Raw genomic sequence first — 20,060 nt, forward strand, 5'->3', positions numbered from 1 at the left:
GCATATCCCGGCGCCATCGGCAGAAGCGACCCCATCGCCCGGCCGCTTGGCAGGGCGGGGAATTCCTCCTGCGGAACGGCCGCCTCGCCGCAGGAATGTTCATCGTTGATTCGAACCGGTGAGCAGACGGAGCGGACCTGCGAAAAGCAAGGCGGGGGCTGTCAGCCTAACCCCAGAGGATCAATCCCGTTTCATGCCTGGACGCCAGTCTGTCGTTATACGGCAGGACGCGGATTCCGTATGAGTGCGGCCCATTGCGCCGAATCCGGTATTCCGTGGTAAAGATGAGAGAACCGTTCAGCAGGTTGCTCACCCTCTTCAGGGGAACCCGGTCCGGAGTTCCAAGGAAGCCATACCCGTCATCACGCCCAATGAAAAGCTCCACATAAATTTCCTCGGGACTCAGCTTCCCCGGATCAATGCGGGCCGTAACCACCAGGGGCTGATCCACCACGATGGTATCGCCTTGAATCCCCTCCACACTGATGTCCAGCAGGTGGAGCGATGAAAATCGCATGGGAATGGTGCTTTTCCACTGGGCGATTTCCCTGGCCAGCCTGTGCCCGGACTCGCTGAGCTCTGCACTGCGCTGCACCGTAGGCAGGTACATCTCGTCATAATACTCCTGAAGCATTCTCTCGGTATTGAAGCGGGGGGCCAGGGTATGAATGGATCGTTTGATCATGGCAATCCATTTATCAGGGATTCCCGCCGTATCCCGGTCATAGAACAGGGGAATCACGGAATTCTCCAGCATGGAATAGAGGGAAAGGGCGTCTTCTTCATCCGCCCCGGCATCATCTTCCAAATGATCGCGAACAACCGGACCAATAGTCCAGCCGTTTTCTCCATCGTAACCCTCCGCCCACCAGCCATCGGAAATGCTCAGATTCAAAACGCCATTATAGATCACTTTTTCTCCACTGGTTCCACTGGCCTCATGGGGTCTCCGAGGTGTGTTCAGCCAGACATCCACGCCCCGGACCAGATGGCGGGCCACATTGATATCGTAATCATCGAGAAAAATGATCTTTCCCCGGAAAGCCTCCCTGTTGCATATTGCAATGACCTTTTTGATCAGGCTTTTCCCCATTTCGTCATTGGGGTGCGCTTTCCCGGCAAATACCAGATGGACAGGCCGAGTGGGATGGTTCAGGATTTTATCCAGTCGCTCCAGATCAGACAGGATCAGGTCCGCCCTTTTATACGGGGCAAAACGGCGCGCGAAACCGATCATCAGGGCCGTGGGGTTGATCTTGGAATAGAGCTCCTCCCGCCAGGTTTTGGAGTATCCATACCGCGACCAGTGCCGGGAGATGTGATTCCGGATGTAATCGATCATTCTCTGCTTGAGTTCGTAACGGGTGCGCCACAGCATGGCATCGGGAATATCCCAGACTTTTTTCCAGGTTTCCGGGTTGGTAATGGAATTTTGCCAACCCCTCCCGAAATAAAGGTCGAAAAGCTCCCACACCTTCGGTGCAATGTAGGAAGCCATGTGCACCCCGTTGGTCACCGTTCTGATGGGGATGTCCAGTTCGTGAAAGCCCTTCCAGACATCGCGCCACATGCGGCGTGCCACCCGGCCGTGAATCTGGCTGACCCCGTTACACATATGGCTCATTTTCAGGCCGAGAACCGTCATGAAGAACGGCTTGTCATCACCGGCTTCCTTCAATCCCATGTCATAGAACTGCGACCAGGATATTCCCGCCCACTTGACGAAACTGGAAAAATAATGCTCGATGAGATCCTTGTTGAATCGCTCATTTCCCGCTTCCACAGGTGTATGCGTGGTAAAGACGGTGTTGCTCCGAACCACCTCGCTGGCCTCATCAAAATTTAGGCCTTCCTCTGTCATCAGGAGCTGAATCAAACTGAAGACAAGAAACGCGGAATGGCCTTCATTGAGGTGATAGAGGCTGGGCTTGATGCCCAGCTTTCTGAGCAGCCGAATGCCTCCCGCCCCCAGGAGAAGCTCCTGCTCAATGCGCGTTCTCTGGTCTGCAGGATAGAGGCGCCCCGTTATGTTCCTGTCCTGGGGGGTGTTGCCGGGGACATCGGAGTTCAGCAGATAAAGAGACAGCCGGCCGACCTGCACCTCCCAGATATTCGCGTAGAGGGTCCGCCCCGGGAGCTCCAGGGAAATCTGCACTTCCTCTCCCTTCTCATCCTGAACAATCTGGAGGGGCATATTGGAGAAGTCGCTTTCCGGATATTCCGCGATCTGCACCCCGTCCTTATCGATAAACTGTTTGAAATACCCGCTGCGGTAAAGCAATCCAACACCCACCAGCGGGATGTTGAGGTCGCTGGCCGTTTTGATGTGATCCCCCGAAAGGACCCCCAATCCCCCCGAATAAATGGGCAGGCTTTCATGAAGTCCGTATTCCGTGGAAAAATAGGCAACGGGCGCAGACCACTTGATTTCCGGCGATTTTGAAAGACGCGGGCAGAGAGTTTTGTCCGTCATGTAACGGTCGAACTGCTTCATGACGGATTCGTAGAGGCCCATATAAACCGTGTTGTTTCTGGCTTCAATCAGCCTCTCTGCCGAGACGGTTTCCAGCATGCGGACGGGATTGTTCCCCATTTCCGTCCAAAGCTGGGGGTCCAGGGCGGCAAAGAGATCGAGGGCGCTTGGATTCCAGGCCCACCACAAATTATAGGCCAACTCCCTCAAACGGGAAATTTCTCGGGGCAGGTTCGCCACGGCCGTGAAACGGCGGAAATGAGGCTGAGTCGAAACCGTACCGGCGAAGCTGTGGCGAAAGGCGGTCCGGTAGTCGACCAGGGCAAGTTTTTCCGTGTGTTCCCGGGCAACGGCCTCCGCCTTATCATAGGCCGCCGTATAATACTTGAAGAATTCAACCCAATTGGCCCTTGACGCGATCGTCCAGGCACTCTCCCGCCGCTGCTGCATTTCAATTTCAGTCCAGGAAAGGAACTCCTTCAAGATGTTGGACAGATCATCGGTGATGGCGTGAGGCTCCCGACCTTTCCGCTTCAGGATCATGACGCCGCCATGCTCGGTAAAGGACGATTGCACCCAGAGGCCGAAACCCGCCTGATCCGTGGAAATCGTGGGAACGGCGTGGGCGGCGCTTTCCTGCGGCGTATATCCCCACGGTTCATAATAAGAGGGAAAGACACCAAGATCGCATCCGGCAAGGGCTTCGTAGTAGGTCAGATTGATCAGGCCATCGTGCCCGTTGAGATAGGCGGGAATAAAGATCATGTTGATCCTGTTCTGGGGAAGGTTCTTCAGGCCCAGGCGGTTGCTCGTTTCCAGGATCGGGTCTGAGGCTTCGTAATGCAATCGATGGGTGCAGATGGGAGGGGTGCCCGTCTCCACTTTCGCGTAGTCGCTCTGCAGTGCCGGAATCAAATCGGTATGGCCGCCAAGGATGAAAAAAAACACCAGCAGCGACTGTTCACCCTCCATTTCCTTTTCCAGGCGGCCGAGGGCTTCGAGGAAGATGTCGATCCCCTTGTTGTGAAATTCATACCTCCCCGAGATCGCCATGATCTTCGTATCACCGGGCAGATCCTTCTTCAGAAACCGGGAAGCGGCTTTGAGAAGCCTCATGCGGGACCGCAGGGCCGGTCTGCGGTCCTGGACCAGGTTCGGTATCTGCTCCATATCCAGTCCATTGGGTGTAATGATGTCCGGATATCGGCCGAGAAAATTTTTTGCCTCCAGGGCGGTAATTTCACTGACGGTCGTCAGGCATCCGGCTTCCCGCGCCGTGGCCACCTCCATGGAGTATTTAGCGGTAATATTATGGGTATTTGCTTCTCTCAGGGGAGAGATATGGTCCATGGAGGCATAGATGTCCATCCCCGAACCCGCCAGCGTCCTTCCCAGGATCGTTGCATGGGTTGTAAAGACGGTTCCGATTTCTGGAATGGCTTTTTTCAGGAAGAGGAGCCCCGCCCCGGTCATCCACTCATGAAACTGCGCGATCGCTGTCCCGCCCTGGGGTCGGACCACGAGATTGTAGATCGTTTCGATGACCTCTCCGCAGGCATGGCTGAACATGACAGGTTCCGTATAGTCCCAGCCGCCGGCAATGGAATCCACCCCGTAATCTTCCCACATCCGGTAAAGCAGTTGATCCTTATTGTATTTCAGTCCGAAATTGACCAGGATGACCTTGGGCTCCCCGGGAATTCTCCAGCGCCCGAAACGACAGGGAAGGTCCTTGATGGCCGCCCCTTCCCGTATCCTGTTCCAGCATTCTTCGTCGGTTTCCTCAAAATCAAGGTTGGTTTTCAGGTCCGGCCCGAGAAGATAATAATTTTCGCCGAAAACCTTCAGGGCTTCCCGGATTTTGCTGCTGATCACCGTATAGATTCCACCGACCTTGTTGCATATCTCCCAGCTGCACTCAAAGAGATATCTGTTTTGATGTTCATCCATTTTTTAACTCCTTTGATCTGTAAGGCATCCGGGACATATCTCCAAAGCGCTGTTCCAGGCTGATCTTCCGGAAAACACGGAAGGGGGCATTTTTTTTCACCTTCGATCCACTTTCAAGGACAGGATCACATCCATTCCATGACCGTCTCGAAGCACCCAAAACCCGTTTCCTCCCGCCATTTCCGAAATTCTGCCTTAGCAGAATCCATACCGGGGCTTTCAGCGGACAGACCCTGAAGAAAGGGACGGTTCCATATCAGGGAGCTGAAACGTTCCAGGGATTCCATCTTCATTCGCTGGAGTTTGAAAATCGAAGAATGGACAACCTTTCGGTCCAGAAATTGGCGGATGCGGGAGCCTAGAAATGCGCCGGCAGATAGATCGTAAAGGTCGTTCCCACTCCCACTTTGGATGACAGGGACATATATCCGTCATGCTTCTTGATGATGGAATAGCAAATGGCCAATCCAAGCCCCGTCCCCTTGACGTTTTCCGCAGGTTTTGTCGTAAAGTAAGGGTCAAAAACTTTGCGCTGGTATTCCTGGGGAATGCCCACCCCATGGTCATGGAAGGAGATCCGGATATAGGGCCCCTCTTTCAGGGAAGGCACTTCCTCGGCCGCAACAGTCGCATTTTCGGCACGGATGAGGATAAAGCCCCCTTCCGGCATGGCCTCCTGGGCATTCATGATCAGCTGGCGAATGACTTTCTGCACTTGTCCCACATCAATCTCGAGAGGCCACAGGGAATCGGGAAATTCGAATTCGCAGCGGACGTTTGAACCGCTGAGGAAGAGGGCCACCGTATCCCGAAGAAAGGGGGCTGCCATGACTTTTTTCCGCAGGGGCCCCCCGGCCTGGGCAAAAGTGGTCAATCGATTCGTCAGTTCCTTGCCCTGGAGGCATATTTTTTCCGCTTGAATCATTTTTTCGTAAGCCGGGTCATCAGAGGCAAGATGGAGCTTCGCAAGGGACACGTTGCCCAGGATGGCAGCGAGCAAATTATTGAAATCATGGGCTATTCCACCAGTCAGAATGCCCACGGACTCAAGCTGCCTCGCCTTGACCATCTCTTCCTCCATGTGCTTACGATCCGTTATATCATGGATCAGAAAGTACAGGAGCTGCTCCCCCAAAATCTCAACCGGGCCGATATAGGCTTCGACATCCCTGACCTCACCGTTTGAAAGGCGGTTCAGAAAATAGAAATGCCCGCATTCCCGCTTTCTCGCCCTTTCCATATCCCGTAAAAGATGCTCTCGAGACAGGATGCAGACGTCATCGATCGTTTTCGATTTCAGAACATCTTTGCTGTAGCCGTAGAACTGGCAAGCCGCCGAATTGGCATCCACAATCCGCCCTGTATTGGGATTGATGAGCAGCATGGACCCGGCATTGTCTTCAAAAAGACAGCGGTAACGGGCCTCACGCTCCAAGAGTTCCTCCTCATCCCGCATGCGATCTTCAATACCCCGGACAATCACCTCGATGAGCTTTCGATGCTTCTGGCTAAAAGAACTGGCGGCCGCTTCAACGGGAAAGACGGTTCCATTCTTCTTTTTATGGAGCCATTTCCGGATATTCATTTCCGACGATTTCAGCAGAAGAGCCGCTTTGTCTGCCTCGGCGGAAATATCCAGGATGCCGAGTCCCGTCATCTCCCCGGAGCTGTATCCATAAAGGTCAAGAGCGGCCGCATTGGCGTCGAGAATGGATCCCGTTTTTCTCTCAAAAAGCAAGATGGGATTGGCTGCGTATTCGAAGGTCCGCCGATAGCGCTGTTCATTCTCCTTCAAGGTCAGCATCTGCCGTGAGGCGGTATGATTCCGGCAGAGCCCGACCAGGGCGATCAATTGGCCGTTCGCATCAAAAAGGCCCTTGTTGGACTGCTCGATGAATCGTTCCCTTCCCTTCTGATCAATGATCTTGTATTCGTAACTGCGGGCGACGTTCCCCTCGAGCAAAGCCTCCCAATTTTCCTTGCAGTAGTCGAAATAGTCGGGGTGAATGATATCCCTGAGAAAAAGGGGCTTCCGGTAAAAATGTTCTGCCGGATAGCCGAACACATCGGTAATGTTGGGGCTGACGTATTCGTAGACGCCCCCGGGAATTCTGAGCAGAAGAATCGCATCATTGAGGTTTTCGAGAAGGAGGCGGTACCTTTCCGGCCCTTGAAGAATATCCGCACGAACGTCTTCCCCGGCGGAACTTACAGGTTGTGATGCCTGCTTCTTCATAAATTCCAGTTCGGCCAAGAACTGTTCTCTTGTCATGGATTTTCTCGCCACTATTTCGAGTCTCCCTGAAGCTCCACGGGGCAAAAGGCCCGGAGGTACGGAAATCGTTTCTTCGCCCGGCGGCATGATTCCCCCGTCAGGACAACGTCTCTCCCCGCCTGGTCCAAAGAGATCGTTATGTACACGGCAGCGTCATGGTTCCCTGACGGCCTGAGCGGCTTGTTTACGTACCACGGCATACCGGTCTTTGCCAGAGCGGCGGCATCCGCTTGCAGTGCTTTTTTGCAGGGACCATTCCGGTCAGGCCGCATTATGAAGGCGAAGGTACAGCTGAATCAATCCTGCCGTACTCCAGGCCTGGGCAATGCAACCCCCTGGCCTGTGGGGCGGATTGCCGTCGAAAACCTCGGAGACGCATCCGAGTCCGGCTTCACCGATATGCCGTTCCATAAAGTTGCGGATGAGGCTCAATAAATATTCCTTTGTTTCGGCCGGATTTTCGGCGATGCGAAGGCAGGCCTCCCCGTAATGGGCCAGAAGCCAGGGCCATACCGTTCCCTGGTGATAGGCTCGATCACGGGTCGGCTGATCCCCCTCATAAATCCCCTGATAGTTCCAATCCTCAGCGCTGAGCGTTCTGAGCCCGACGGGGGTCAGGAGGTGATTTCGAGTACAGGAAACAATTCCCTTCCATTGATAGGGTTCCAGGGGTGAAAAGGGCAGGGAAACAGCCAATATCTGATTGGGGCGTATCGTCCGGTCCAGAACCCCGTCACAATAAACATCGCCCAGATAGCCCTCCTCCTCAATCCAGAAGGTTTCTTTGAAGGCCTTGCGCAATCTCGCCAGCAGATCCTCCGGAAACAGCGGCGGTTCCTCGAACCGCTGCGCCAGTTCGGCGTAAAAGGACAAGGCGTTGTACCAGAGGGCATTGATTTCCACAGGAATTCCATGCCTGGGCGTCACAGGACGCCCATGGACAATGGCATCCATCCAGGTCAGGGCATGCCAGCCATCGCCTGCGTAAAGAAGGCCCCGGTTGTCCATCCCGATGTTGAAGGATGTCCCTGCCATGTACGTTGAAATGATCCTTTTCATGGCCGGCCACATGTTTTCTTCGACGGCTTCCATGTCTCCCGTGTATTTCAGCATCTGCTGAACCGCCCAGAAGTACCACAGGGCCGTGTCCACCGTATTGTAGGCGTGTTCACCTCCACCTTCGGCAAAGTAGTTGGGCAGCAGGCCGTCCTTTTCACTGGAAGCGATCGCATTGAGGATCTCGATCCCCTCCCGGGATCGTCCGGAGCAGAAGGTCAGCCCCGGAAGGGAGATCAGCGTGTCCCGCCCCCAGTCCTGGAACCAGTGGTAACCGGCGATAACGCCGGGACGGCCCGAGGGCGTGCGGATCAGAAACTGCTGCCCGGCAAAGAGCAGGCGGCTCAAATGGTTTTTGTCTTCCTCGCTGTCAAGTTGCCCCCCGAAAGCGTCACAGGATTCGACAAGGTGGAGGCGCCTTTCCTCTTCAACCGTCCAGATTTTTTTCAGCTGCCCTTTCAGCGGTGCTGTCGCTGCCGTCACGATGACCACGCTGCCCGTTTTCACCGGAACTTCCATGATGCCCGGGCAGAAAAGATCCTCCCGCCAGTCATAACCGCGCCGTTCTTCAACGGGATACTCGAAATTCCGGTACCAAACCGGGCTAGGAGAAAAGGAGCTTTTAGCGTTGCTCTGGAAATAAAGCGATGGAAGATCCCGGTACGGCTTCATGATGAAACCGTTTTTTGCTTCCCGGGCCTCCATGGACAATTCGGAATTCTCCTTCGTGAGGGCGTGATGGTTTCGGAAGGCGACAAAGGGCTTCAATCTCAGGACGGCCTTCGGCGGGCATGCATCCACATCATACCGGATCAGGACACGGTTTTCCCCGGAAACCATCAGAATGCTTTTCCGGATCTGAAGGTGTTCAGTGGCATAGATAAATCTGGGATAATCATCCCAGATATAAGCCTTCATGGGAAATTCCGGAGGGAAAAACACTCCCGGATACTGATGGCAGGACAGGAAGATTTCCTCGGTCCCGGCCGAAAGGGAGTCCTCCACTTTTGAAAGAAGAACGTGACGCCCTGGAGGAGAATTCAGGTTCGCAACCAAAAGACCGTGATATTTCCGGGTATGGCAATTCAGAAGCGTGCTGGAAGCGTAACCGCCCAGCCCGTTGGTTTCGAGCCATTCCAGTTCCAGGGCCGCTTCCCGGCTGCCCGGAACCTCTTGATCCCATTTCATCTGCATCATCGCTGCACCTCCCCTCTGCGTTTGATCAAACCGTCACTCCGCCTTACGGCATGTTAAAGACCTCCACCCCCGCGGGCACACTGAAGTTGAACAAGCGGTCTGAAAGTCCCGTGTTCGTCCGGATATTTCCGAATCGAATCCGGGTGGCGTTGCCGTACGGATCGGTAAAACTGCCCTCCAGAATCTGATAACTCTTTCTGTCCACAACCAGGTTGAGCTGATCCGTCCCCAGGCCCGGGGCTTTCGGAACCAGTTTCAATCGATAGTTCCCCTCCTGATCGACGGCGCCCGACTCGGCAAAGCTGACGCGAAAATCTTCACGGAGCTTCCCCATGCCGGAAAGAAAACGAACGGCCATTTTCGATTTGTAGATCGCATCGGCATTCTGAACATAAACAACGGAGTCCCCGGGCATATAGAGCCAGGCCTTCTGAGGATTGACAATCAGTTTCTTGATCCCGGGTTTCTGATAATCCCAGTACATCCGCCGAGGATTCTTCAGATAAAGAATTCCTTCCTCACGATCCGTTTTTCCTACGGATTTCAGGCTCACTTCCTGGACAAAGGAAGCCTTCAGATCACGGGTCCGCTCGTAAGCCGCCTGCATCCGGCTGATGACGGCCGGAAGCGATGGGGCATCCGCTGCCTGCAGACAGCTTCCCTGCCCAGGCAGGATAGCCGGGAAAAGCAGGAACGCGATGGCCAGAACCCAGTACGGCAACAGGTTTTTCGTTCTTCCCAAAAGATTCATTTTCATAGAAAATCCAACTTTATTTTTGATTTAATGTTGATAGGAGGGGCTGTCGCAATTTTTCAAGAATTTCGGCATAAAAGAGCTATCTACTTAATATTGCTCATTATATTATTGCCTAATTCTTATGCAAGTCGGTCTATATTCGTAACAATTATAGACTTACCCAACGTATCAACAGTTTTATCCACAGGCTTTTCCACAGGATTGTGGATGAGATCCCCGGGCATCTTCTAACCGGCGATTTTAATCCTCCAACCGAATGGATCCTCTTTTTCTCCACACTGAATCCCTATAATTTCTTCATAAAGCTGCCGGGTCAGTGCCCCCGTTTTCCCGTCATTAACAAGGTATTCCTTTCCCTGATAAAAAAACTGGCCGACGGGAGACACGACGGCAGCCGTGCCGGATGCAAAGATTTCCCTGAGCATTCCGGTCTCGACGGCCCGGAGGATTTCATCCATAGAAATCCTCCTTTCCGAGACCGTCCGGCCCATGCGCCGGGCAATCTGGATGACGGAATCCCGGGTCACTCCGGCCAGGATGGTCCCCTCCAGAGGGGGCGTGACCAGTTCATCGCCTATGAGGAAAAAGATATTGCTGGTTCCCACCTCTTCGACATATTTCTTCTCGATGGCATCCAGCCATAAGACCTGAGTATAGCCGATTTTGATGGCGATCTGGCTTGCATAAAGACTGGCGGCATAATTGCCCGCATTCTTGCAGTTTCCCGTCCCTCCACGCACCGAACGGACATATTCCTCGCTGACATAGATTTTCGTCGGATTGAAGCCTTCCTGATAATAGGCCCCCACCGGTCCGACAATGATGAAAAAGAGGTACCGGTCCGATGGATGAACCCCAAGGGCCGCCTCCGTGGCGATCATGGTCGGCCGGATATACAGGGACGTTCCCCGTCCGTTGGGGATCCAGTCCTTTTCAAGAAGAACCAGCTTCACAACAGCCTCCTGGAACAGATCCGGGTCCACTCCGGGCATGCACAGCCGTTCTGCCGACCTGTTCATGCGCCGGATGTTCTCCTGCGGGCGGAACAGGTAGATTTCTCCGTCCCGGCCGCGATAGGCCTTCATCCCTTCAAAGATTTCCTGGCCGTAATGAAGACACATGGCCGTCGGATCCAGGCAGAGAGGCCGGTAGGGACCGATCTCCGCATTTTCCCAACCCCCCTTTGAAGTATATGTCATCGTGAACATATGATCCGTAAAAAATTTACCGAATCCCAATCTCGCTTCATCAGCCGGTTTCTCTTTTCTGGTTTCCGGCGGGGCCGGATTCACTCTAATCTCCATACCCATTGTCTCCTTAATGAATTCCGTTTTCTTTCCAAGTCAAGCGATTCGGAATAATAGAATGTTCATTTTTTTTTATCAAACGGTATTTCCTTTCGTTCCATATCGGCTATATCCGGTAGGAATCAAGGCTCCGGTACTGAATCGCCTCTGCAACATGGCGGGTCGCGATCGCGTCGCACTCTTCAAGATCGGCAATCGTGCGGGAAACCTTCAGAATCCGGGTAAAGGCCCTGGCGCTGAGGCCAAGACGCTCCATGGCCATTTCCAGAAGCCGGTGGGAGTCCTCGTCAAGGGCGCAGAAATCGTGGATCTTCCGATCGGGCAACCGGGCGTTGCAAGGCGTTCCACTCCCGGCCATCCGCTCCTGCTGCCTTTTCCTCGCCCGCAGAACCCGCTCCGCTATGACTTTCGACGACTCGCCGTTGTATGGTCCTGTGAGCTCCCGGTATTTCACCGAAGACACCAGGACGTGAATATCGATCCGATCCAGTAGAGGACCCGACAACCGGGCCTGATACTGGCGTATCTGCCTCGGAGAACAACGGCATGTGCGGCCGGGGTCGCCGTGATATCCGCAGGGGCAGGGATTCATCGCCGCAACCAGCATAAACCTTGCGGGAAAGGAAGCGGTCATCGATGCCCGGGTGACGGTCACGGAACCGTTTTCCAAGGGTTGCCTCAGGGCCTCCAGGGCGTTTTTGCGGAACTCCGGAAGCTCGTCAAGAAACAACACCCCGTGGTGAGCAAGGCTGATTTCCCCCGGCCGCGGATTCTGCCCTCCTCCGACCAGCCCGGCATCGGAAATCGTATGATGAGGTGCCCGGAAAGGGCGGGAGCCGATCAGCACTTCGTCCCTGTCGAGAAGTCCCGCGACAGAATAAATCTTCGTTATTTCCACCGCCTCTTCGAAGGTCAGTGGGGGAAGGATGGATGGAAGGCGCTCGGCCAGCATCGTTTTTCCGGACCCCGGCGAACCGATCATCAGGAGATTGTGACCGCCTGCTGCGGCTATTTCCATCGCCCGCTTCGCCTGATCCTGCCCTCGGATTTCACGAAAATCCCCTCCGGCCCGGGGCGACCTTTCCCAGAGACGTTCGCTGCCGGATGAGACGGGATGTATATCGCCGACCCCATTGAAGTAATCGACAATCTCAGGGAGGGTTTTAATGGCGATGACCTCAATTCCCTGGACCATGGCCGCTTCGGAGGCATTCTCCTCCGGAACGACCAGACCGCGGAAATTCAGATTCCTGGCCAGTTGCGCCGCAGACAGAACCCCGTTGACCCCTTTGACCGTTCCATCCAGGGACAGCTCGCCCATCAGCATGTAGTCCCTGGCGCCGTCTCCGGGGATGACCCCTTCCGCAGACAGGACAGCCAGGGCGATGGGAAGGTCGAACCCGGTCCCTTCCTTTCGAATATCCGCGGGGGCAAGATTGACCGTCACATGGTTTCGGGGAAAGCTGTAGCCGGAATTCCGGATGGCCGCCCGGATGCGATCCTTGCTTTCTTTCACAGCGGCATCGGGCAATCCAACCGTGGAGAACTGGGGCAGACCGCGGGCAACGTCCACCTCAACCACCACCGGGTAGGAATCGATTCCTACCAGTGTGGCGCTGCTTACCTTGACCATCATGGTTTTTCTTCTCCGCAGATGATACCGTCGCACCCATGAGTTCGGACGACAGCCCCGTCTGCGAGCGCATCATGCTTCATAATGGTTTTTCCTTAGAGATTTTCCTCTAATCCTGCTGGTAATAAGCGCCTAAAACTTACCGAACAAGAAGAGTTCTGGCAAGTTAATTCTAACTTCATGCCAGAAATTTGCCGTCTTGACGAATAAAATAGCCTGTGTTAGAGTCCATCCCAGCTTGACGGATTCAATACGTACAACATTGATATAATTAAGTATTTTATAAACGAAAGATTCAAACCGGATGATGAACAGCAAAGAAAAGGCCGGGCTTTCCCACCTTGACGATCAGGGTCAGGCCAAAATGGTGGATGTAACCGCCAAGGTTGAAACAACCCGTGAGGCGGTGGCCTGTGGCCTCGTCAGGATGCAGCCCTCAACCGTGAGGCTTATTCTGGAGGGTGGATTCCCGAAGGGGGATGTGTTCAGTGTGGCCAGAGTAGCAGGGATCATGGCCGCCAAGAAGACCTGGGAATTGATTCCACTATGCCACCCGCTGATGCTGACCGGCATTGACGTTTCCTTCAGCAGCACCCCGGAGCGCGGAGAAATCGCCCTCGAGGCACGCGTTAAAACCGTCGGCAAGACGGGAGTGGAAATGGAAGCCCTGACCGCCGTCAGTGTCGCAGCCCTGACCATCTACGACATGTGCAAAGCCGTTGACCGGGAAATGGTGATTTCGGAAATCTTCCTGCAGTCCAAGCAGGGCGGCAGGAGTGGAACCTTCATTCGGTCCGGCGTCTTGCCGCCTTCCGCATCCGGATCATGAGGGATTGTCATTTCGACCTTTTCAGCGGCCCACCCCTGCCTTCAGGAAATGGACAGTCTCTCAAGGTGATCCTTTCATGGAAAACAAGGTTTACGCAATAAGGAAGCTTCTGGCTGTTTCTTTCGGCGTGGATGTTCTGTTGTTATGCGTGCTTTTCGCTCTTTCTTTCCTTGTCGGGGGATCATCCCTGGAAAGAATGATTCTGGCCGTCTTTTTAATACCCTCCCTCTATGTCTTCTGCGAACTTTACTCACGGAAGATCATTCTGCATAGCCAGGGCATCCGGCTGGAAAAATTTCTGCGCAGCAAGGAACTGAAGTGGTCTGACATCACCAATGTCGGGATTCTGGCCCTCCGCTCGCGGACGTATCTCCTGTTGACCACGGTGAAGGGCTTTGTGAGCATTTCCAATACCTATGAGAATTTTACGGATCTTCTTCAGGATATTTCCGGCCATGTCGATCCGGATAAGGTGGAAGAGGAGGTTCGCAGGCAGATGAGCGATCCACAGGTTCACCGCTTCGAAAATCTCAAGATCTGGATTGCCGCATTGGTTCTACTGATTCTCATCCTTTTCAGATTGTTTCATTGATCCTTTTGTTCCTGTCAGCTTCAGAAAGGAGTGAATTTTTCCCATGAATTGTGCTGATCACCATCATCTTGCTGCAGAAGCGGATCAAGAAGTTCCTTCCTCGCCTACCTGCGTCTTTGAGAAAATCCTGCAGAAACAGTTTGAAGATATGGCAACGGTCCTTGAGTCCAGGGACTCCGGTCGAAGCACACTTTACGAGGACATCATGGCCATGGTTGAACGCAGCCTGTTCCGGATTGCCCTGCAACGCAATCATCATGTTAAAAGCGCCGCATCGGCATATCTGGGCATTAACCGGAACACCTTTCAAAAGAAAATGATCAAGCTGGGCCTGGACTCTTCAAAGCCCTGAAATCGGGATATCCGGCCGGCAACAAGACGGAGAGCCTGTCGGAAAAAGTCAGGAGCGTCCCTGCTGAACGAACAGCAGCTATCCCGGGGGCATTCCGGCTCTGGAACCGCAAACAACCACAGAGAGATCGGCCTGGCCTCCGGAAAATCGTTGCTATCCAGGCAGGCAGCCCTGAAGCATCTTCCCACCTGCAGACATGAACAAAGAATAAGAGGCCCCATGATCATTTTCAGGACATTGAACCACTGGATCGGCAGATTTCGTTCGTTTTCCCGGAGCACACGGATAGGCATCGGATGTTCACCCGAAAGGGTCTCCGGACCGGCCCTTATTTTCTTTCCCTTCGACCCCGCTGTGCTTTGCTGCGGCCTGGCCGGAATCCTCATGATCAAGGGGGCCTCCGAACCGTCCGAGACTGTTGAAACGGCACTTCGGCACATTGAAGAGGGGATTCCCTTCGTGAAACAAAAGAACATCGTGGGGATTCTTTCCGGAGCGACCCCGGTGGATTCATACCTCAGCGGAGTATCCCTTCTGGAAGGGCTGTCCAATTCCCTGCAGGAGCTCAAGCGTGAAGCGGCCGTGGAGCATCTTTTCTTTTCCCGGCAAAAAGCGGCCGGGTTGCATGAACAGGTCTCTTCCCTCCGAAATTTTCTTTCCGCAGAGGAACACCAGTTGGAACATTCCGCAGGCTCCTTCAGGACACACGATCTGGAAATCATCAACGGCCGCCTGGGAGTTCTGAAAGACTTCATCTGGATACTGGAAAAGGACATCCTGGGGAACCTCGGACGGATCGCCGCTCTTTCGGGCGACGGGGTGTCGCGGGAAGCCTTTCATAAATACCGGAAGCTCAACGGCCTCCTGAATTGCCTCGACCGCCTGGAAGTCCGAGGACGTGACTCCGCAGGCATCCAGATCTCCTTCACCCTGGGCGACGAAGAGGCCTTTGACAGGGCCATGACCGATCTCCGGGAAAACTCCCTGTACAACGATTTTCTCCGCCGCAGCCAGCCGGGCGATCTGCTCAACGGATCGATCGGGATTTCTCTTGAGCAGGAAAAGAGCGGCCGGAAAAAAGCCACCGTTGCGTTTACCTACAAAACTTCGTCCATTATCGGGGAACTGGGCCGCAACGTCCGGGAGCTGAGGGAAGCCATCGCCGGAGATCCCCTGTTTGCCGTCTTTGCCCGTCTTCCCGCCGGTTTTGAAACGGCCTTTGCCCACACCCGCTGGGCTTCCGTGGGCTCCATCACCGATGACAACTGTCATCCCGTAAACAATTACACCCTGACGACCAATAAGACTCGCGGCGGCACGGAATGGCCAATCCAGGAGAAAACCTACCCCTCCTACGGAACAGGGAACTGGTTTATCTCGGTGGTCCTCAACGGCGACATAGACAATTACGCGGCTCTCCGCGCCGCCCTGGAGGCCGGACGGGAGGTCATCCCCCGTGAAGTCACCACCGACACCAAGATTATTCCCCTGCAGATCGAGAAACACCTCCTGGAAGGCCACGATCTCCAGGAGGCCTTCCGCCGGGCCGTCTGTGATTTCGAAGGCTCTCACGCCATCGCCATGGTCAGCAATCTCGCCCCTGAAAAGGTGTTTCTGGCCCTGAAAGGCAGCGGCCAGACCATCTACGTCGGCCTCGCGCCGGATTCGTATATCTTTGCATCGGAATTGTACGGAATCGTGGAGGGTGCATCCCGGTTCGTAAAAATGGATGGAGAAAGGACCTCGGGAAATTCAGGCGGACAGGGTTCCGGACAGATTTTTGTCCTCGACCAGAGGGGCCAGGGGGCCCTTTCGGGAATTTCTGCCTTCTTTTACGACGGCACCCCCTTTCCCCTGACCGATCAAAACGTGCAGACGGCGGAAATCACCACCCGTGACATCGACAGGGGAATCTATCCCCACTATTTTCTGAAGGAAATTACCGAATCCGCTCTTTCCGTCAAGAAAACACTGCGGGGCAGGTACCGGATATCCGGGGGGAAGAACGGAGACAAGCAGGTCGTCTTCAACCTCGGTCCCGATGTCCTTCCGGCACGGTTGAAAGAGGCGTTACGGAATGGCACCATCCGACGCATCCTTGTGATCGGTCACGGCACGGCGGCCGTTGCCGGTTCCGCCGTTGCCGATGCCATGCAGCGGTATCTGCAGGGCGCGCCTCTGACCGTGGAGGCCAGGATCGCCTCGGAACTCAGCGGCTTCTGTCTCCAGGATGATCTCAACGACACCCTTGTGATCCCCATTACCCAGTCCGGAACAACCACCGACACCAACCGGGCGGTAGCCATGGCGGCAGAGCGCGGAGCCATGGTTCTCGCCATTGTCAACCGCCGTCAATCGGACATCACCTCGAAATGCCACGGGGTCTTCTACACCAGCGACGGCCGGGACATCGAGATGTCCGTGGCCTCCACCAAGGCGTTTTACTCCCAGATTGTCGCCGGTCATCTTTTGGCCCTGTGCTTCGCCCAACTGCTCCTTTCGCGCCGGGATTCCTTCATTGCCGATGAGTTGGCCGTTCTCGAGCAGGCGCCCGAGCTGATGGGGCAGGTCCTGCTTCAAAAGGAGAAGATCCGCCAGGCCGCCGAGCAGTTCGCCAAGCGCAAGCCCTACTGGGCTGTGGTGGGCAGCGGCCCCAACAAAGCCGCCGCCGATGAAATCCGCATCAAGCTCAGCGAGCTCTGCTATAAAACCATCTCCACCGACGTCGTGGAAAACAAAAAGCACATCGACCTGTCAGCGGAGCCTTTGATTGTCGTTTGCGCTGCCGGCAATCCGGAGGCGGTCATGGGAGACATCGCAAAGGATGTGGCCATCTTCAAGGCGCACAAGGCGGCGGTGGTGGTTTTCGCCGATTCCGGCGAGGGCCGCTTTGACGGCCTGGCGGATGCCGTCATTCCGATCCCGTGGGCCCGACTGCCCCTTCCCGTCATCCTCAACACCGTGGCCGGTCATCTTCTGGGCTACTACGCCGCCCTCAGCATCGATGAGGACGCCCAGTTCCTCAAGGAATACAGAAGCCGGCTCAACCGGATCATGGTGGAGCAGGACAAGCGCGGGGCCTCCGTTTATGACCGGATTGCCGACCGGGAATTCCGCCGGCTGATCCGTGATTTCTCAGCGCAGTTCCATCAGAGGCGGAACTCGGGCGACTTTTCCTTTACCAGCGTCAAAACCGTCTCGGATATCGCCCTCCTCCTGAAATATGTGGTGGGCAAGCTTCCCCTGGAGGACTACTGGAATGACTTCAAGAACGGCGGAGACCTCCTGTCTCCAATAGACCTCCTGGACATTTCCCTGGGGAAGGCCATTGATGAGCTGTCCCGCCCCATCGATGCCATCCGCCACCAAGCCAAGACGGTTACGGTGGGCACAAGTCGGAAGGAGGAGCCCCTTTCCGGAATCCTCTTCAATCTTCTCAAGGATCTCGGATTCTCCACCAAGGCGCTGGTCGGCAAGACGATTATGGACCTCAACCGGGTTCAGGCCGCCATTGCCGATATCCGGGGATATACCCTCTATGGCATCAATAGCCTTGATGCGGACGGCAATCCGGGGGATGAAGCGACGATTGCCATTCTCAAGCGGGGAGGCATTTCGCAGGGAATGACCTCCCGGACGGAATCTTCCAACCGGCTCATGGGCACGAAAAAAATCATCGCCCGAACCAGGAGGCTCTATATCGGTCAGGGAAAACTCGACGGAATGGCCATTTTGATTCTGCCCGTGCTGGGGGAGGAAAACGCCGTCCGAAATCTGCTGCTGGTGCATGTCGCCTTCAACGAGGCCCTGCCGCTGAAAAAGACGATCGACATTCTGGACGTCAAATACAACGACATCCGCAACCTTATCAATGAATACAACCTGCCCTGGGAGGATTCCTATCTGGAACGGATTCCCCTGGAAATCCTGCTTGGAGAACCGGCGGAAACCATTGTGGAAACGATCCGGAAGAACCTTGCGAACCGGGAAAAGGAGAAGGAACGAGCATGAGAACCAAATTTATCTTCATCACAGGCGGAGTCCTTTCATCCCTGGGGAAAGGTCTGGCGGCGGCATCCATCGGCGCTGTCCTGGAATGCCGGGGGCTGCGCGTGACGAACCAGAAGCTGGACCCTTACATTAACGTTGATCCCGGAACGATGAGCCCCTTCCAGCACGGCGAGGTTTTCGTCACCGATGACGGTGCCGAAACCGACCTGGATCTGGGCCATTATGAGCGCTTTACCTCCACACGAATGGGAAAAAGCAACAACCTGACGACCGGGCAGGTCTATTTCTCCGTCATATCAAAGGAGAGGCGCGGGGACTATCTCGGCAAGACCGTTCAGGTCATTCCCCACATCACCAACGAGATCAAGGATTACATCCGCCAGTCATCGCAGGGCTTTGATGTGGCCCTGGTGGAGATCGGAGGAACGGTCGGCGACATCGAAAGCCTCCCCTTCCTGGAAGCCATCCGCCAGTTCCGCAACGAAGTGGGGAGGCAGAACGCCATCTTCATTCACCTCACGTGGGTGCCCTTCATCAAAACCGCAGGGGAGGTAAAAACGAAACCCACTCAGCACAGTGTCAAGGCCCTCAGGGAAATCGGCATCCAGCCGGATATCCTCCTGTGTCGGACGGAGGAATTCCTGTCGGATGAAATCAAGGCCAAGATTGCCCTGTTCTGCAACGTGGAAGAGGCCGCCGTCTTCACGGCAAAGGATGTGAGCTGCATCTACGAAGTTCCCTTGATCTACCACCGGGAAGGCCTTGATCAGAAAATCGTCGACCTGCTCAACATCTGGACGGGCCAGCCCCATCTGGAAGCCTGGGAAAATGTGGTGAAGAAGATCACGTCGCCCTCCTACGAAGTCAACATCGCCATTGTAGGCAAATACGTGAATCTCACCGACTCCTATAAGAGCCTCAACGAAGCCCTGGTGCACGGGGGGATCGGCAATGACTGCCAGGTCAATCTGCGCTTCGTCGATTCTGAAAAGATTGAGATGAACGGCCTCAACCATCAGCTGGAAAACGTGGACGGCATCCTGGTGCCCGGCGGCTTCGGCAACCGGGGCATTGAAGGAATGATTCAGGTCATCCGTTATGCCCGCGAAAACAAGGTGCCTTTTTTCGGCATCTGCCTTGGGATGCAGATGGCCGTCGTGGAATATGCCCGGCATGTCTGTTCGCTGGACAAGGCCAACAGTTCGGAATTTGATGAGGATACCCCCCATCCCGTCATCGATCTGCTTCCGGAGCAGAAAACCGTCCAGGATATGGGGGCTTCCATGCGGTTGGGATCCTACCCCTGTGAACTTTCCACCGGTTCCCTGGCCTATGAAGCCTACGGCGAGCGGAACATCGGGGAACGCCACCGCCACCGCTACGAATTCAACGGGCATTACCAGGAACGGCTCGAGGCGTGCGGCCTGCAGATTACAGGCCGTTCACCGGACGGCAGACTCGTGGAGATTGTGGAAATCAAGGACCATCCCTGGTTCCTCGGCTGCCAGTTCCACCCGGAATTCAAGTCCCGGCCGACGGAGCCCCACCCTCTGTTCCAGCGGTTCATTGAAGCCGCCCTCAGCTACCGGGGCTCCCGAAGGACCTGACCCATGGGCAGATTTATACCC

11 protein-coding genes are annotated in these 20,060 nt (G+C 55.0%); 5 read left to right on the top strand and 6 right to left on the bottom strand.

Translation table 11 applies throughout. From position 1 onward, the window contains the following. Positions 1–166: 166 nt before the first annotated feature. The 6 genes from glgP to AB3175_RS05025 form a co-directional block, all read right to left on the bottom strand. Entirely contained in the window at positions 167–4,423 is a 4,257-nt protein-coding gene (gene glgP / locus AB3175_RS05000) for an alpha-glucan family phosphorylase (RefSeq protein WP_367359847.1), read from the bottom strand. Positions 4,424–4,781: 358 nt separating this feature from the next. After that, on the bottom strand, positions 4,782–6,677 hold the full coding sequence (locus AB3175_RS05005; RefSeq protein ID WP_367359848.1) for a PAS domain S-box protein: 1,896 nt from the start codon (positions 6,675–6,677) through the stop codon (positions 4,782–4,784). A 282-nt stretch (positions 6,678–6,959) separates the two neighbouring features. Next, positions 6,960–8,951: an amylo-alpha-1,6-glucosidase gene (locus AB3175_RS05010; RefSeq protein ID WP_367359849.1), complete on the bottom strand. Its 1,992-nt coding sequence runs from the start codon at positions 8,949–8,951 to the stop codon at positions 6,960–6,962. Between the two features lie 43 nt (positions 8,952–8,994). Next, positions 8,995–9,693, bottom strand: coding sequence for an outer membrane lipoprotein carrier protein LolA (locus AB3175_RS05015; RefSeq protein ID WP_367359850.1), 699 nt, complete (start codon positions 9,691–9,693; stop codon positions 8,995–8,997). Between the two features lie 242 nt (positions 9,694–9,935). Further along, a complete protein-coding gene (locus tag AB3175_RS05020; protein WP_367359851.1) occupies positions 9,936–11,012 on the bottom strand; it encodes a branched-chain amino acid aminotransferase in 1,077 nt (358 codons plus the stop codon). Between the two features lie 109 nt (positions 11,013–11,121). Continuing rightward, positions 11,122–12,651, bottom strand: a complete 1,530-nt coding sequence (locus AB3175_RS05025) for a YifB family Mg chelatase-like AAA ATPase (RefSeq protein ID WP_367359852.1) — start codon at positions 12,649–12,651, stop codon at positions 11,122–11,124. A gap of 301 nt (positions 12,652–12,952) precedes the next feature. Between AB3175_RS05025 and moaC the strand changes: the two genes are divergently transcribed. The 5 genes from moaC (at position 12,953) to AB3175_RS05050 (ending at position 20,039) form a co-directional block, all read left to right on the top strand. Continuing rightward, on the top strand, positions 12,953–13,477 hold the full coding sequence (moaC, locus tag AB3175_RS05030) for a cyclic pyranopterin monophosphate synthase MoaC (RefSeq protein ID WP_367359853.1): 525 nt from the start codon (positions 12,953–12,955) through the stop codon (positions 13,475–13,477). 76 nt (positions 13,478–13,553) lie between these two features. Continuing rightward, positions 13,554–14,069, top strand: coding sequence for a hypothetical protein (locus tag AB3175_RS05035; protein WP_367359854.1), 516 nt, complete (start codon positions 13,554–13,556; stop codon positions 14,067–14,069). A 43-nt stretch (positions 14,070–14,112) separates the two neighbouring features. Then, the gene (locus tag AB3175_RS05040; protein WP_367359855.1) at positions 14,113–14,421 is read left to right on the top strand and encodes a helix-turn-helix domain-containing protein; all 309 of its coding nucleotides are present in this window, start codon (positions 14,113–14,115) and stop codon (positions 14,419–14,421) included. A 219-nt stretch (positions 14,422–14,640) separates the two neighbouring features. Next, positions 14,641–18,432, top strand: coding sequence for an SIS domain-containing protein (locus AB3175_RS05045; RefSeq protein ID WP_367359856.1), 3,792 nt, complete (start codon positions 14,641–14,643; stop codon positions 18,430–18,432). Continuing rightward, the gene (locus AB3175_RS05050; RefSeq protein WP_367359857.1) at positions 18,429–20,039 is read left to right on the top strand and encodes a CTP synthase; all 1,611 of its coding nucleotides are present in this window, start codon (positions 18,429–18,431) and stop codon (positions 20,037–20,039) included. Before AB3175_RS05045 ends, AB3175_RS05050 begins: the two co-directional genes overlap by 4 nt. Positions 20,040–20,060: the final 21 nt, after the last annotated feature.

The sequence above is a fragment of the Syntrophus sp. (in: bacteria) genome (assembly GCF_040768185.1).
GTDB lineage: Bacteria > Desulfobacterota > Syntrophia > Syntrophales > Syntrophaceae > Syntrophus > Syntrophus buswellii.